The 17,148-nt window shown below is 44.8% G+C and carries 4 protein-coding genes; all 4 read left to right on the forward strand.

Going from position 1 to position 17,148, the window contains the following annotated elements; genetic code table 11:
- Window positions 1-439 (forward strand): phosphopantetheine-binding protein (locus ABDW33_RS16305; protein WP_343691141.1); only part of this gene is annotated, 439 nt, incomplete at its 5' end.
- A 12-nt stretch (window positions 440-451) separates the two neighbouring features.
- A complete protein-coding gene (locus ABDW33_RS16310) occupies window positions 452-1,471 on the forward strand; it encodes a TauD/TfdA family dioxygenase (protein WP_343691142.1) in 1,020 nt (339 codons plus the stop codon).
- A 30-nt stretch (window positions 1,472-1,501) separates the two neighbouring features.
- Complete coding sequence (locus ABDW33_RS16315; protein ID WP_343691143.1) at window positions 1,502-12,796, forward strand: amino acid adenylation domain-containing protein; 11,295 nt, start codon at window positions 1,502-1,504, stop codon at window positions 12,794-12,796.
- A gap of 3 nt (window positions 12,797-12,799) precedes the next feature.
- Window positions 12,800-17,143 carry a beta-ketoacyl synthase N-terminal-like domain-containing protein gene (locus ABDW33_RS16320; RefSeq protein ID WP_343691144.1) on the forward strand — a complete coding sequence of 1,448 codons (4,344 nt, stop codon included), beginning with the start codon at window positions 12,800-12,802 and terminating at the stop codon, window positions 17,141-17,143.
- Window positions 17,144-17,148 lie beyond the last annotated feature (5 nt).

Here is a 17,148-nt window from a genome sequence, read left to right on the forward strand (position 1 = left end):
GCTGATTTTTCCCTCTCATCTTCCCGGTTATATGATACCTACGCATATAGAACATCTGGCAGTATTACCACTGACGGGTAATGGGAAGATCGATCGTCAGCAGCTGCTGAGCGAATGGTCAACCGAAGGGATGAAGGATAAGTATACAGCGCCGCGCAATGAGATGGAGGCGCGTCTGGTATCGCTGTGGGAGGAAGTGTTGGGTGTGAGCGGGCCAATTGGCGTTCATGACAGTTTCTTTGACCTTGGCGGTCATAGTATCAAAGTGATCAAGCTGTTATCCCGGATCTCTAAAGAATTTGGCGTTACGCTTAGTATACAGACCATTTTTAAAGGGTCAACTATTGAATATATGGCAAATGAGATCCAGAATATAAAATGGATCAATTCACAGCAGTCTCCACAGACTGTTATCCCAAAAGAAAGAATCAAAATTTAAAAGTCCTATTATATGGAAAGCATCATCCAAACAACTGAAGGTTACGAAGTGACCAAGCACCCTTTTCTGCAAAACAGCGATCAGGTATTGCCTTTATTAATCTCGCCCACTTCTCCGGAAGTGAGTCTTAAAGAGTGGATACAAGCCCATAAAGAGGAATTTGAGCAGGATCTGCTCAAACATGGTGGTATTTTATTCCGTGGTTTTAAAATAAATACAGTCGCTGATTTTAATGATTTTATGTGCAGCTTTGATACAGCGCCGCTACCCTATATGTTCAGGTCATCTCCCAGGCATGAGCTGGATAATAAGATCAGGAATATCTATACTTCTACCATATATCCAAATGAGCGGACTATTAACATGCACAATGAATCTTCATATAGCCGCGTCTGGGGTCAGAAGATCGTATTCTGTTGTATTGTACCTGCTAAAGAAGGAGGAGAAACGCCTATCGCTGATTCCCGGCGCGTATTGCAGGATATAAGCCCCGAGCTGGCAGATAAGTTCAGGCAAAAAGGAGTGATGTATCGCCGTAATCTGTTGCCCGACCTTGGAATGCCCTGGCAGGAGGTGTTCCAGACGGATGATATGAAGGTGGTGGATGAAACCTGCAGGAAGAACAATATCAGATATGAATTACTGGGAGAAAATCATATGGTGATAGAATGGGTGAAGGCGGCAATAGTAAAACATCCGGTGACACAGGAGGAAACATGGTTCAATCACGCATTCTTTTTTCATCGTTTCTCCCGTTATGAAGAGCTGGAGCTGTCTCATGATGATTTCTTCCCCAGTGAGTATCTGACTTCTGAAACGTTCTTCGGAGATGGTACTGAGATCACTTCTGCAGAATACAATGAAATAAAAGCCGCTTATCAGAAAAATATGATTGCTTTCCCCTATCAGCAGGGAGACATTATCTTCCTGGATAATATGCTGGCGGCACATGGCAGAAATCCTTATAAAGGCGACAGAACGATTGCTACTGCTATTATTGAAGCGGTATATGATACCGGGAATATTGCGTAACAGTGTAATTACACCCCTTAAGAAAATAATATGAACAAGCAAGAGCTTTTGGTATACCTAAGAAATTTGGAGGTAGTCCTTGACCTGGATGATGATGGTAACCTTGATGTAGAGATTCCGCAAGGTGTGCTCAATGATGAGTTGATCGAAAAGATAAGAGCCAACAAACCCATGTTGACTGAATACCTCAGGGAAGTGCGCCAGCAACAGCAAGGCGGAGGGGTCATTCCTGCTGCCCCGGTACAGGACACTTATCCCTTATCTTCCGCACAAATGCGCGTATGGCTTACTGAACAAATTGAAGAAGAGAGTAATGCCTATAATATCAGTACAGTCATGGAAGTGCCGGCGGAGCTGGATCCCATTGTGTTTGAAGCGGCCATCAATGCGGTTGTAGAGCGGCATGAAATATTAAGGACTACATTCAGAGAAGACGGACAGGGTCATGTACGGCAGTTTGTACAGGCATCATCAAAAGCGCTGTTCAGATTACAGGTCAGGGACCTCTCAAAGGAACCGGCTGCAGATCGAAAAGCCAGCGCACTCATCGCCGAAGATAGTAAGCAGCTATATGATCTTTCGACGGGGCCGTTATTCAGGGTGATATTGTTTCGCCTCAGCCCCTTAAAGCAATTACTGTATTTCAATATGCATCATATCATCAGTGATGGATGGTCTATGAATGTGCTGGAAAGAGATGTCATGCATTATTATGATGCGTTTATTAATAAAAAGCATGCAACGTTGCCACCTTTGGAAATTCAGTACAAAGATTATGCATACTGGCAACAGGAGCAGCTTCTTTCTGCCCAATATACCCTCCACCGGGAATTTTGGATATCCAGATTGTCGGGAGAGCTGCCTTTATTTGAATTGCCGATACAGTCTCCAAGGCCGGCAAAGCTCTCACATAATGGCTATTCATTTACACTTAAGATTGATATCGCCGATATAGCTGCATTAAAGGATATATGCAGACAACAACAGGCTACCCCTTTTATGGGATTGCTGGCCGTTCTGAATGTGCTCATGTATCGTTATACAGGTCAGGAAGACCTGGTGATCGGTACATCTACTGCAGGACGTGAACAGTCTTTCTTACAACAACAAATCGGTTTTTATATCAATACATTACCACTTCGTTTCAAGTTTGCAGGACACGATACATTCCGGCAACTGCTGGGAACTGTGAGAAATGATGTATTAGCATACCTGCAGCACCAGGATTATCCTTTTGAAAAGATGGTGGAAGACCTTGGCATCAAAAGAGATCCAAGCCGTTCGCCGTTGTTTGATGTGATGGTCATCTTACATAATGAAAAAGAACAGACCATGCCTGTGGTGGAAGGGGACCTTGTTTTCCATGGGGAGCAGCCTGTAAAATATGACGTGGACATTGATTTTTATGAAGCAGATGAGGCCTTACTGATGAAGGTGGGTTTCAATACTGATATTTATGAAAAGGACACGATTGTCAGGTTGGCCCATCATTATGCTTCATTACTACATGCGCTTAATGAGCAACCAGATGTAGCATTATCTGCAGTAGCTTATCTGGATGCAACTGAGCAGGATCTCCTGTTGCATACATTTAATGATACTGTAACAGCTTATCCGGTTCAGGAAGGAGTGGCTGCACTATTTGCCAGGCAGGTAAATACCTCTCCGGAAGCTACCGCTTTTCAGAAAGGAGCGGAGACTATTTCTTATACAGCATTGGATAAAAGAAGTAATCAGCTGGCAGCATTTATCCGGGAGAAGGGAGCCCGGGAAGGCCAACGGGTAGCTATCTGTTGCGCACCCTCCATTGAACAGGTCATTGCCATCCTGGCTGTTATAAAGACTGGTGCGATCTATGTGCCCGTTGATATTCATAATGCGCCTTCACGGATATCGTTGATCCTGGAAGAAGCGGATCCTGTTTTGATTATTACCGATGGAGAGCTGCCATTGGCTGCTGATAGTGCTCCTTTGATCCACCTCCGGACAGCTGCTACTGAAATTGATGTAATACAGGATGTTGCATTTGAATTACTACCTGTTCATAAGAACAAAGTCTTCTGTATATTGTACACCTCAGGATCTACAGGCAGGCCCAAGGGGGTTGTTATCAGGGAAAGTGCTGTGATCAATCGCCTGCACTGGATGTGGGAAAATTATTCCTTCGGGAAGGATGAATGTAGTGCCATGAAAACTTCTACTGGATTTGTGGATCATATCTGGGAGTTGTTCGGCCCACTGTTAGCCGGTGTGAAGAGTGTCATCTTTACAAAAGATGAAATATTGGATATTGCTGAATTTATCCGTTTATTATCCAATTATCAGGTCACCCGTATTGTACTGGTACCATCTTTGTTAAAAGCAATCCTGCAAAAGCTGGAATCTACAGATATTTCCCTGTTGGAGCAGCTACGCTACTGGACATGTAGTGGCGAACAACTGAGCGCTGATCTTGCTTATGACTTTTATTCTTTATTCCCCGATCATATCCTGCTCAATATCTATGGCTCGACAGAAGTCATGGGCGATGCCACTTGTTATGATACTTCTTATAAGTTTGGTAATGGTAGTTTAATAGATGAAGCGGTCCCTCAGTTTAATCTTTCCATAAAAGAAGATGTGAGTGGTCTTATAGAGGAATTTAACAGCAGGGAAGAAATTATCAAACCATTGCCTTCCAGGGAGGCTTTGGAGAAATTTTACGATGTTTCAATAGACAAGGCCTGGACTCCTGAAGAGTATGTTGAGTTCCTCAGGAATGACTTGTTACCAGGTGTAGTGAATGTTTCGAGCCCTAATTATCTGGGGCATATGACCAGTACGATCCCTCCTTTTATCAAAGATCTGAGTGCGTTACTGATTGAGCTGAACCAGAACCTGGTAAAGATTGATACATCTTTTGCCGGTAGTACTATAGAACGCCAGGTGATTGGTATGATGCATAAGGTGGTGTACCGGATGCGCTATACTTTTTATAAAAAACATTTACAGGATGCACAATACTGTCTCGGTGTAGTCACCAATGGGGGAACTTTGTCAAATATTACTGCGTTAAGCTATGCATTGAATAAAGCTTTTCCTGCAAGAGAGGGCTTCAGGGGAATTGTGGAGGAAGGGATTGTAAAAGCACTTGACCACTTCAAGTATAAGGGAGTGGTAGTCCTGAGCTCCAGGTTGGCCCACTATTCTATCAATAAGGCAATGAGGACACTGGGACTGGGCACTTCGCAGGTATATAAATTTGATATTGATAAAGAGAATCTGGAAGAGGGTAGGAAAACGCTGATCGGTTATATTGAGCGATTCAGAAAAGAAGGCATGCTGGTACTTGCTATCATTGGGGTAGCAGGAGCTACTGAGACAGGGCGTATTGATCCCCTGGATGCGCTTGCTGACATTGCAGAACAATATGGGATCCATTTCCATGCCGATGCTGCATTCGGGGGAATGTTACTCTTTTCCGCCCAGTTAGCCAAAAAACTGAAGGGAATACAAAGAGCAGATACAGTTACTATTTGTGGTCATAAGCAAATGTATCTGCCAATGGGAGCCAGTGTATGTTTGTTCCGCTCTCCTGATTTTGCTTCTTTCTCCGAGAATAATACATTTTATCAGGCCAGAAAAGGTAGTTACGACCTGGGGCGTTTTAGTATAGAAGGATCCCGTTCATTTGTTTCTCTTTTGTTTCATGGAGCGTTGAAGATGTTAGGCGCAAAAGGGTTCAGTGAATTGATGGAAATGAACTACAACAGGACCCTGTCGCTGGAAGAAAAGATCTCTCAGCGGGATAACTTTGAGATAATGACGGCGCCGGAGATGAATATTCTTACCTATCGTTATATTCCGGCAGCATTACTCAAAAAATCCAGGATCAGGACGTTATCAGCAGAAGAGTTGCAATTTATCAATGAGCTGAACAGGAAACTGCAAAAGGCAGAATTTACACAGGGTAAATATTTTGTTTCTTTTACTGAAATTGAGTTTGATCATCCGGCAATAGAGTTGGAGAGAGAAAGGGTAGTGGTACTAAGAGCAGTGATCATGAACCCTTATACTACCGCAGACGATTTTGATGCAATGCTGGACGAGCAGGCGGCCATTGCCTCCCAGCTTGAAAATGGCGGTAATTTTAGACTTCCGGGCTTATTATTACAGGAAACTACCGGGAGGTTTATTGACAAGAGAAATAAGACTGTGCCTATCGGAAAGCCCATTGCCAATGTAAGCATATATATACTCGACAAACATGCGCAGCTTTTACCTATAGGGGTACCGGGTGAGATATGCATTGCAGGAGACGGGCTGGCGGCAGGATATTTTGAGCTGCCTGCAGCTACTGCTGAAAAATTTGTATCAGCACCCTTTGGGAAAAAAGATATTATGTATCGTACGGGCGATATCGGCTATTGGCTGCCCGACGGTAATATAGAATATATTGGTCGTACTGACCACCAGATAAAGATAAGGGGAAACAGGATAGAACCAGGAGAGATTGAATATGCTATGCAACAGCTGGACGGTATCTATGAAAGTGTAGTGCTGGCACAAAAAGATCGTACCAGTGGATGGCAGATCTGTGCTTTTTACAGGGGAAAGAAAGCTTATCCTGTAGATATAATCAGACAGCGGTTATTGTTTTATTTGCCTGATTATATGATTCCTGCTGTTTTTGTCCAGGTTGAAGAGTGGCCAATGACCGCAAGTGGAAAGATCAACAGGAAAGCACTGGTTGTTCCTGATGATTATCTCCAGGCAGGTGGTAACGATTATGTAGCCCCTGTTAATGAAACGGAAAGCAGGATCTGTAATATATGGCAATCCTTACTGGAGCTGGATACTATGCCAGGTACTACGGTTGACTTTTTCCATATCGGCGGACATAGTTTGCATATCATGCAACTGGCCAACCAGTATAAGGTCTGCTTTGGTGTAAATGTTTCTGTAAAGGAATTGTTCAGGCATACTACCGTCAGCGCACATGCCAGCTTGGTTGGAGAAAAGGCATATTCTTCAAGATCACAGTTGTTGCCGGTTGCAGAGGCCAATGATTATCCGGTGTCGGATGGACAACGGAGGATCTGGATTTTAAGTCAGCAGCCAGCCGCAGCCAGTGCTTATGTTTTATCCGGATCATTTGAAATGGATGGAGTGGTTCATGTAGACGCCTTGCACAAAGCTGTTAACACCGTCGTGCAAAGACATGAGATACTAAGAACTATTTTTATTGAAAAAGAAGGCGAACTACGTCAGATAGTAATACCAGCTGATCAATCAGATATATCAATTGAGCTGAAAAATATTTCACAGGATGAGGAGGGCGAAACCGTCATTACAGCCGCAGGAAAAAAGCCTTTTGAACTGGATAAGGGACCTCTATTGCGAATAGGCCTCCTGATTACCTCAGCAGGTAAGTATACCCTGTATTATCATATGCATCATATTATTAGTGATGGTTGGTCTTTAGAGATATTGAAGCGGGAAATTTATGGTGCCTATAAGGAATATAATAATGGGAAAGTGCCTGATCTGCCGCCATTAAAGATTCAGTACCGGGATTATGCAGTATGGCAACAAACACAGTTAAATGCCGGTAAATTAAACGCTGATCGCGATTACTGGCTGGGACAATTGACAGGACCTCTCCCTGTTACTGTATTTCCCGCCATTCTTCAAAGACCCCCTATTAAGTCTTTCAATGGGCAGGTATTTTCTACTCGTATCAGTGAAAGCCTTGCAGCCGCTTTTGCGAGGCTGTGTCAGGATAATGGAAGCTCCCTGTTTATGGGATTAATGGGCGTATTAAATACATTGATCTACCGGTATACAGGTGCGGCAGATAATATCATTGGTACGTCTGTAGCAGGTAGGCATCAGCCTGAACTGGAAGACCAGATTGGTTTCTATATCAATGCTCTTCCGCTCAGAATGAAATTTTTGCCGGAAGATACATTCTCCAGTTTACTGGAGAAGATAAAGCTGGTCATCCTGGATGCTTTTGATCATCAGTCCTATCCATTTGACAGGCTCGTGGATGAGCTGGAAGTAAAACGGGACATGAGCCATTCTCCATTATTTGATATAATGTTGATACTGCACAATGAGCGGAACAACAACGAGTCCTCTTATATGACGCCTGGCCGGATTTATGATGAAGGGCAGGTGGCCGCCAAGTTTGATCATCTGATCTATTTCACGGAAAGAGAGGGGGGGCTGGATATGAGTGTGGAGTTCAATACAGACATTTATGATGGCAGGGGCGTACAACAGCTAATGCACCATTTTATTGGTTTAATGGAGCAGGTGGTGGCAAGTCCAGCGATGAGAATTGATCAGGTAGAATATATCCGTCAGGAAGAAAAAGCGCAATTGATAGCTGTGCTGGAAGGACCGCGACGGGAATATGCCAGTGAGACTGTTCTGGACAGGCTGGCATCTATTTGCCGGCAAAAGGCAGAGCGTATTGCTGTACGTGGAATAAGCCGCTCTTTCAGCTACGCCGAGCTGGATGAACTATCAGGTAAAATTGCCTGGTGGTTATCGCTCCATTATCAGATAGGTGTTAAGGATTTTGTAGGTATTCAACTGGAAAGAAGTGAATGGCAGGTACTGCTGGTATGGGGTATTCTGAAATGTGGAGCAGCATATGTTCCAATTGATGTGAGATACCCGGCGGCCAGACGCACGATGATTGCGCAGGATAGTAAGTGTAAGCTGATCGTTGAACAGGAGATATTGGCAGCTATCATTGCAGATATTGAAAGTGAGCATATCCAGGTATCACCTGGTATAGCTGTAACACCTGCCGATCTTGCGTATGTGATTTACACCTCCGGTTCGACAGGTATACCAAAAGGTGTAGCTATCACTCACGGAAATTTATATCATTATCTGGTACATTGTATTGAATGTTATTTCAATGACTCAGCAGTCATTTTCAAAATACCCTGGTTCACCACTTTATCATTCGACCTTACAGTGACCAGCTTTTTCGGAGCGATTCTCAGTGGTGGCGAGCTAATTATTTATCCGGAGGAACAACCGGTAATAAATAGCCTCGAAGAGATTTTCTTTAAGAGCGAAATCAATTTCGTTAAATGTACACCTGCGCATATTCTTTTATTGGAAGAAAATAAGCATAGTACATCATCAGTACGACAGGTTGTTGTAGGAGGAGAAGAATTATTGCCGCATCATATTGCCTTGTTGCAGCGCATTAGAGAAGATATCCTGATCTATAATGAATATGGTCCTACAGAAACTACTGTGGGTTGTACGGTTGAGATCATACACGGAACCTATGCGAAAGAAAAAGTAGGGATAGGACATCCGATCATCAATACATACGCTTACGTGCTGGATGAGAGGGGCCACCTTTTGCCGGAAGGCGTTGCCGGAGAATTATGTATAGGGGGAGACGGTGTAGGAAACGGATATCTGCATAACGAAGCGCTGACCAGGTCAAAATTTATCTCAGATCCCTTCCGCCCCGGACGCATCATTTATAAAACAGGAGACAGCGTAAGACTACTTCCGGGAGGATCTCTTGATTATCTGGGAAGAGCAGATAACCAGGTGAAGATACATGGTTACCGGGTAGAGCCGGGTGAAATTGAATCTTCCTTACTGAAGGAAGAAAATATTCAGCAGGCGATAGTGATGCCGGTGGGTAGTGGTAGCGAGCAGCAGCTGGTAGCATGGATAGTATCTGAACAAGCTGCAGATACGGTACAATTATCCGGAAAGCTGGCTGGCGCCTTACCCGCGCATATGATCCCGGATCGTATCATCCAGGTAGCGACAATTCCATTGACACCGAATGGGAAAGTAGATAGAGCTGCACTTGCCAGCCTTTACAGGAAGGAGGATCAAAAGAGCCGGTACGTGGCACCCCGCAACGCTACTGAGCTGAAGGTGCAAAAAATATGGCAGGAGGTATTAAAGCTGACTACAGACATTAGTGTGACGGACGATTTCCTGGCACTGGGCGGGAACAGTATACGCCTGATGCAGCTATTTAACCGGTATTATCGCGTATTTGGGGTGAAGGTAACCCTGGCCGATCTGTTTGGCAACAGTACACTGTCCGGCCATGCTCAATTAATAGCTTCCAATCCCGGAGGTATTTATGAGGAGATTACATTACTGGAAGCGGAAAATGATTATCCTGTATCTGATGGGCAACGCCGCATCTGGGTATTGAGCCAGATGGAACATGCTGCGAGGTCGTACAACCTGGGAGGACATTTATTATTGCAAGGGCATTACCAGCTTACTTATTTTGAAGAAGCCATCCGGCTGGTAGTTGCCCGTCATGAAATATTACGTACCGTGTTCAGGGAAAACCTTGCCGGAGAGATCAGACAGGTAGTTATACCAGCAGCGTCGTTCAGTGTCGTGCCCGAATACAGGGTATATGAACAATGGGACAGCGATATAGCCAGTCAGATCATATCCGACGCTGTTGAAACGCCTTTTGATCTTTCACAGGGCCCCTTGTTCCGCATTGGCCTCATCAGGTTTGGCAGTGAGCAATACCTGTTATATTATACATTACATCATATTATCAGTGACGGTTGGTCTTTAAATATCCTTCAACGGGAGATAGCCGCTTATTATGCATCGCTGGTGAAAGGTGTGCAGCCTGCTGTTTCACCTTTACGCATTCAGTATAAGGAATTTGCTGCCTGGCAGCAAAAGATGTTGCAATCCGCTAATGTGAAGCTTCACCGCGATTTCTGGCTTACTCAATTAGCCGGCGAGCTGCCGGTACTGCAAATGCCTTCCTACAAAAGACGTCCATCTGTGATGACTTATGAAGGCCATGCTATAGGATTCCTGATTGATGGGAAGAAGAGAGATGAGCTGCGTGCATTGTGTCAGGACAGTCAGGCTACCCTTTTTATGGGACTTGTTGCTGTGCTCAATACGCTGTTGTATCGCTATACAGGGCAGGACGATATCATCTTAGGAACGCCTGTGGCAGGTCGTGAACATGCAGAGCTGGAAGACCAGATCGGGTTTTATGTAAATACCCTGGCGTTGCGTAACAGGATCAACGGGGATGATCATTTTTTGCATTTAATTGGAGAGGCCAGAAAGCAGATAATTGCCGCTTTCGGGCATCAGATCTATCCTTTTGACCGTTTAGTGGAGGAGCTGGGGGTAAGACGTGATCTGAGCCGTTCCGTAATATTTGATGTGATGATCATGTTACAGAATTTCCAGGGCGCAGAAAAGGTTGAAGGCACACATGGTATTATATCTGATGAAGGTCCCTGTGGGATAAAATTTGATCTTGTTTTTGACTTTTCTGAAAGTGCAGATGGTATTTATCTGCGTCTTGAATATAATACGGCTATTTATGATGCTGCATTTGCCACTCAGCTGATCCGGCATTTTGATGCGATGCTTGCCGGCCTGCTGGAGCATCCGGCTACACCGGTACAAGAAATAAATTATCTGTCTCAACAGGAGGTACATCATTTAGTACGTGAAAATAATGCAACTACTTCCAGGTATCCTGATCAGGAGAGTGTGCTTACTCTATTTAAGCAACGGATGGTTTCTACTTATCAGCTGCCTGCCCTGGTAGAAGGAGCGGTTGTGCTCACTTACGGTGAGCTGGATCATCTTAGCAATAAGCTGGCAGCTTATCTGTACCAGGCAGGAATCGGTAAGGGTAGCATTGTACCCGTATTTCTGCACCGATCTGCCATGCAGGTAGTTGCTATTTTGGCTATCATTAAAACAGGAGCCGCCTATGTGCCTATTGACCCAGCTTATCCTGAAGAGCGGATTGCATTTATATTATCTGATACGGATGCCAGGATCGTTCTTACGAATAATGCATTATCGCCGCTGTTAAACAAGTTTGAAGGGATTGAAGTCTTTAGTCTGGATGCTGAGAAAAGTTATCCGGCAACAGATGTGCCGGTAACTGTAAGGCCGGATGATCTGTTATATGTCATTTATACTTCCGGTTCAACGGGTACGCCTAAAGGGGTGATGATTGCACATACCTCTATGGTGAACCTTATACACTGGCACCAGGAAAGATACGGGGTAGCGCCGGGAAATGCTTCGACAATGATGGCCGGTCCAGGATTTGATGCCAGTGCGCTTGAGCTATGGTCTGCTTTGCTAACAGGTACTGTACTTCATATTATACCTGATCAGCTGAAGATGGATAGTTATGGCCTGATGCGGTATTATTCCGACAATGGCATCACGCATGCCTTCGTGCCACCGGCGTTGGTTGGAGAATTGATCCGCATACCTGCCCCTGCCCATCTGCGGTTGAAGTATATCCTGATTGGAGGTGATAGATTACCGCGCCTTAATGTAAGTCAGTTACCTTACAGGTTAGTAAATCAGTATGGCCCTACAGAAGGTACTGTCATGGTCACAGACCATATTGTAGGTAGGGATGGGCTCAACGCACCACCTATAGGAAAGCCATTGGCCAATACCAGGATTTACATACTTGATGAAAAAGGGAATCCCGTTCCTGAAGGTGTAACAGGGCAAATACATATTGGAGGCATCCCACTTGCCAAAGGGTACTGGAATAATAAACAATTGACTGAAGAGAAGTTCATCCGGCACGAAATAATCGGAGAGCGTATCTATAAAACAGGAGATGCGGGTAGGTGGTTGCCCGACGGTAGTATTGAATACCAGGGCCGTACAGACGAACAGGTAAAGATTCGCGGATACCGGATAGAGCCGGGAGAGATCATGCACCGGTTATCACAAGTCCCCGAAATAACAGGCGTGTTGGTCACTCCGTTCACAGGTACGGATGGACAGTTAAAACTGGTAGCTTATTATGAAAGTTTGTTACCAATATCCGGATTGAGGGAAATATTATCGAAAGGGTTACCTGAATATATGATTCCTTCATTATTCATACATCAACACAAGCTGCCGCTGACCCCTAACGGGAAAATTGACAGACAGGCATTACCTGTCCCGGACAGTCAACCGGAAAGGGCTTCCGTGGTCCTGTCGGCCAGGGATGAGGTAGAATCCACCATGGTCAGCATCATTGCTGAATTATTAGGCCGGGATCCGGCCACGATCAGCATTGATGACAATTTCTTCGATCTGGGCGCTACTTCTCTTACAATGGTGAAACTTGTTAATGCATTCACTGCTCGCTTCAACAAGCCCCTGAACGTAGTCACCCTGTTCCGGTATCCCAATATTCGTTTGCTGGCAGCCGTATATCAACAGCCTATAGGAAATAATAGAGGTCCGGAGGAATTAATAGTTGAAAATGCGGATCAGGGAGACGATGTATTTAGCTTATTTGAAGAATCCTAGTATATGAGTAATTACAGTAAAAAAGATATCGCCGTAATAGGTATGTCCTGCCGGTTTGCAGGCGCTGACAATATCCGTGAATTCTGGTCGCTGATCCGGAACGGCGGTGAGCTCATACATTTTTATAGTGAGGAAGAACTAGAGAACATGGGCATCAGCCAGGAGCAGATCGGCCGGCCGGAGTTCATTCGTGCCAGGTCTGTGGTTACGGATAAGACTTCCTTTGATTATAGTTTTTTCGGATATACACGTGAGGAAGCGCAACTTATGGATCCCCAGATCAGAATATTCCATGAAGAGGTGTGGCATGCGCTGGAAGACGCGGGCTATGATGTCAATCGGTACAAGGGGCAAACAGGCATCTTTGCAGGAGCTTCAGAGCATTTGAACTGGATAGCCGAATCTATGATCAGGAGAATGGAGAGTAATGTAGATCCTTTTTTTGCGAACATAATTACCACGAAGAGCTTTCTCCCCACGCTAATTGCATACAAGCTGAATTTCAAAGGTCCTGCCTATTTTGTCAACACCGCCTGTTCCACCTCGCTGGCTGCAATTCATATGGCATGCCGGAGCCTTTTGACAAAAGAGTGTTCCATGGCCGTAGCTGGTGCGGTAAGGATTGATGTTGCCCGTACACCAGGGTATGTATACCAGCCCGGAATGATCTATTCCGCAGATGGGCATTGCCGGACGTTTGATGTTGCTGCATCCGGTACGATCAGTGGAGAAGGCGCGGGAGTGGTGGTGCTAAAAAGAATGGAAGATGCTATAATGGATAAGGATCATATCTATGCCATTATAAAGGCTTCTGCAGTAAACAATGATGGCAACAGGAAGGTAGGCTATACCGCTCCAAGTCCGGAGGGACAGGCGGAGTGTATCCGCCAGGCGCATCGTTTTGCGGGAATAGCCCCTGAGTCCATTTCATATATTGAAGCACATGGCACTGCCACACAACTGGGTGATCCGGTTGAAATTGCAGCACTCAATGAAGCCTTTAATTTTAATAAAGAGAAATATTGTGCAATAGGGGCAGTGAAATCCAATATGGGGCATCTTGATACTGCTGCCGGTGTGGCTGGCTTTATAAAGACTGTTTTGTCCCTTTATCATAAAGAGCTGCCTCCCAGTTTACATTTCAATGCGCCAAATCCTGCTATTGATTTCAATGGCGGGCCGTTTTATGTAAACGATACGCTTAAAAAGTGGGAAGGGGCAGCTGAACATCCACTAAGGGCAGGTGTCAGCGCTTTCGGAATAGGAGGTACTAATGTACACGTTGTGCTGGAAGAAATGCAGCTTACAGAAAAGGTAGAAACGGAGTCTGCTACTGAGTTGGTTTTATTTTCGGCCAGGACCGCTGAAGGTCTGGGAAATCAGGTTACAGGTCTGCAATCTTTGCTGACTGCTGAAAGCCCAGCTATCAGGAATATTGCATTCACTACACAGCAGGGAAGGACACATTTTCGTTACAGGACATCGGTGGCCGCTCGTTCGGCAACTGATCTATCGGAACAATTATCTGTGATCAATAGAGACGTAAAGGCAGCCGTTCATCATCCTGAGATCATCTTTATGTTTCCCGGTCAGGGAGCGCAATATGCAAATATGGGGTTGGACCTCTATCAGCAATCGTCCGTCTTCCGCAAATGGATTGATGAAGGGTGTGCGTTGTTGGAAACGCTTACTGGCGAACGTTATATAGAAGTGCTGTTTCCCCCGGCCATGACAGATAGCCGTATCAATAATACCCTTTATACGCAGCCTTTGCTTTTCGTGTTTGAATATGCATTGTCGCAATTGTTAGCACATTATGGGGTCCGGCCTACTGCTATGATAGGACATAGCATCGGCGAGCTGGTTGCGGCCTGTATAAGTGGGGTGTTTACCTTCAGGGATGGGGTGCGGATAGTATTGGAAAGGGCAAGAAGAATGAATGAACAGCCGGAAGGAGCCATGATTGGCGTTCATGCCCCTGTACAGGAGGTATTGCCATTGATCAGAGATAAAAAGGTGAGTATCGCGGCGATCAATGCTCCTGCAAATTGCGTAATAAGTGGGCAGGAAGAAGACATTGAGGTCGTCGCACTGCTCCTGAAAGAGAAAGGTATCGGTGTCGCCCGGCTCAAAACCTCACATGCATTTCACTCAGATATGATGAGCGCGGCGGCTATTGAATTTGAGAAAGGAATCAGCCACATTCCTTTCTCAGCCCCACAGATACCCATTTATGCTAACCTGACAGGCGAAGTGGCAGGAGAGATCCATTGTTCTCCTGGTTACTGGGAAAAACATATTACAGGAACGGTGCTGTTCATGGATGGTGTGCAAACCATTGGTACGGCAAACCGGGATACTTTATGGATTGAAGTAGGACCTGGTAATGTATTAGGTGGATTTTGCCGGCAAATATTACATGAAAGTGGTGTACGAAATGACGTCATTCAACTGATCAGACATCCACAGGAAAAAACGGATGACTATAAAGCATTTTTAAAAGGCATTGGAAAAATCTGGGAAGGCGGCGTAGACCTTGATTGGAACCAGCTGTCTGCCGGAGGTTCCCGAATTTCATTGCCAGGTTATGTTTTCGAAAAGAAGCCTTTCCCGGTGGAAGCGGATCTGGAAACGTTGTTTACACGTTATATGCATGCGGATAAATGGAGAAAGCAGGATATTAATAACTCCTTTTATTGCCGGGGATGGAAAAAGGCCGCCTTCTTATCCAGTCAGGTAACTAAAAACAAGACTCATTTTCTATTGCTGACAGGCACAAGTGAGTTGGCAGATTGTATAGCAGATCAGTTGACCAGCGATGGGCATCTGGTTACAACAATTCCAGCTAAAGATCTGGCGGGCGGTTTTGAGCAGTTGACAGTTGAATTGACCCTGCTTGACAGCTATCCGGAACAATTGATAGTTATGGCGGATAGCGCTGGAATCATTGATGGGCCCGAAGTAGCGTTTCTTCGTTTGTTACACTTAATTCAGAGTGGGATATCGACAGATCGGGGATTCAAAAAGTTGACCCTTATAACAGAAGGATTGTTGTCTGTATTTGGAGAGATGAATACTAATGATTTATCCCTTGCCCCAATAACGGGGTTATTGAAAGTGCTGACCCAGGAACATCCATCTTTAGGTTGTGCTCATCTGGATGTAGAGGAATATGGTGGATCATTGATCCGTAGAGAGCTGTTGCAAAATTATCATCAGCCGGTGGTCGCTTTAAGAAAAGGGTTCCGCTGGGTACCTGATTATGAACGGATAGATGTAAAGGGCCTGGCACCTGTGCCCTTGTTAAAGATGGGTGGGCATTACCTCATTGTGGGAGGCACGGGAAAGATCGGTATGGTACTGGCAGCCCATCTGCTTTCAAATTATAAGGCAACAGTATTATTGACTGGTAGACGTGCTCCTGATGAAATTATGGAAAAAATCCGGCTACTGGAACCGCTCTGTATTTCAGGAGGTTCGGTAAGTTATCATCAGCTGGATATTAGCAGGCTGGATGCACTGTCTCAATTTGCAACCCAATACACTGACCGGATTGATGGCGTCATCCATCTAGCCGGAGAGATGTCGCCCTCAGGATTTAATCCTATTATAAATCTGGATAGCCAACAGGTACATCAACATTTTGTGGCCAAAGTAAAAGGATTACAAAATATACATAGCGTATTCAGCAAGCTGCAGCCAGATTTTGTATGGATCGCTTCCAGCCTTGCTGCTATACTGGGTGGACTTACTTATGGCGGCTATGCTGCAGCTAATAGTTTTATGGATCATTTTGTAACTGTCAGAAAACAGGAACTGAAAAACTGGATAACGGTTAATCTAGATGGATTATCATTTGAAGAGGGGCAAACGGGGATCACCAAAGCAGAGATGATACAGGTGTTCGAGGCAACGTTGGGCTTAACTGATTATCCGGGAATCGTTGTTTCTGTAATTGACCTGGAAACCCGATTAGCTAACCTGGAGGAAAAGAAGATAGACAACAGCCAATCTGCGATACCAGTGAAGGGAAGACGTCGCGAAAAAGCAGACGCTACATCTTTAACTCCTGTTGAGCAACAGTTGCTGGATGCATGGTGTACATTTTTCGGAACAGATGATATCAGGATAGATGATAGTTTTTTTGAACTGGGTGGAGATTCCTTGAAAGCCATGACGCTGGCAGGAAAACTCAATCGGCTATTCAATATGCAATTGCCTGTGGATGTTTTCTTCAAACATTCGACCATTCGGGAATTATCCCGTGAGCTAACAGTGATAATTGGTATGCAACAGATACAGGCAACAGGTAATAAAAATGAAAATATTAAAGAACTAATTATATAAAAGCT

It is taken from the genome of Chitinophaga sp. (assembly GCF_039596155.1).
GTDB lineage: Bacteria > Bacteroidota > Bacteroidia > Chitinophagales > Chitinophagaceae > Chitinophaga.

Bases quoted from the DNA above. Each gene is read 5' to 3' on its own strand.
- ABDW33_RS16310 (WP_343691142.1), top strand. From the start codon at position 452: ATGGAAAGCATCATCCAAACAACTGAAGGTTACGAAGTGACCAAGCAC.
- ABDW33_RS16315 (WP_343691143.1), top strand. From the start codon at position 1,502: ATGAACAAGCAAGAGCTTTTGGTATACCTAAGAAATTTGGAGGTAGTC.
- ABDW33_RS16320 (WP_343691144.1), top strand. From the start codon at position 12,800: ATGAGTAATTACAGTAAAAAAGATATCGCCGTAATAGGTATGTCCTGC.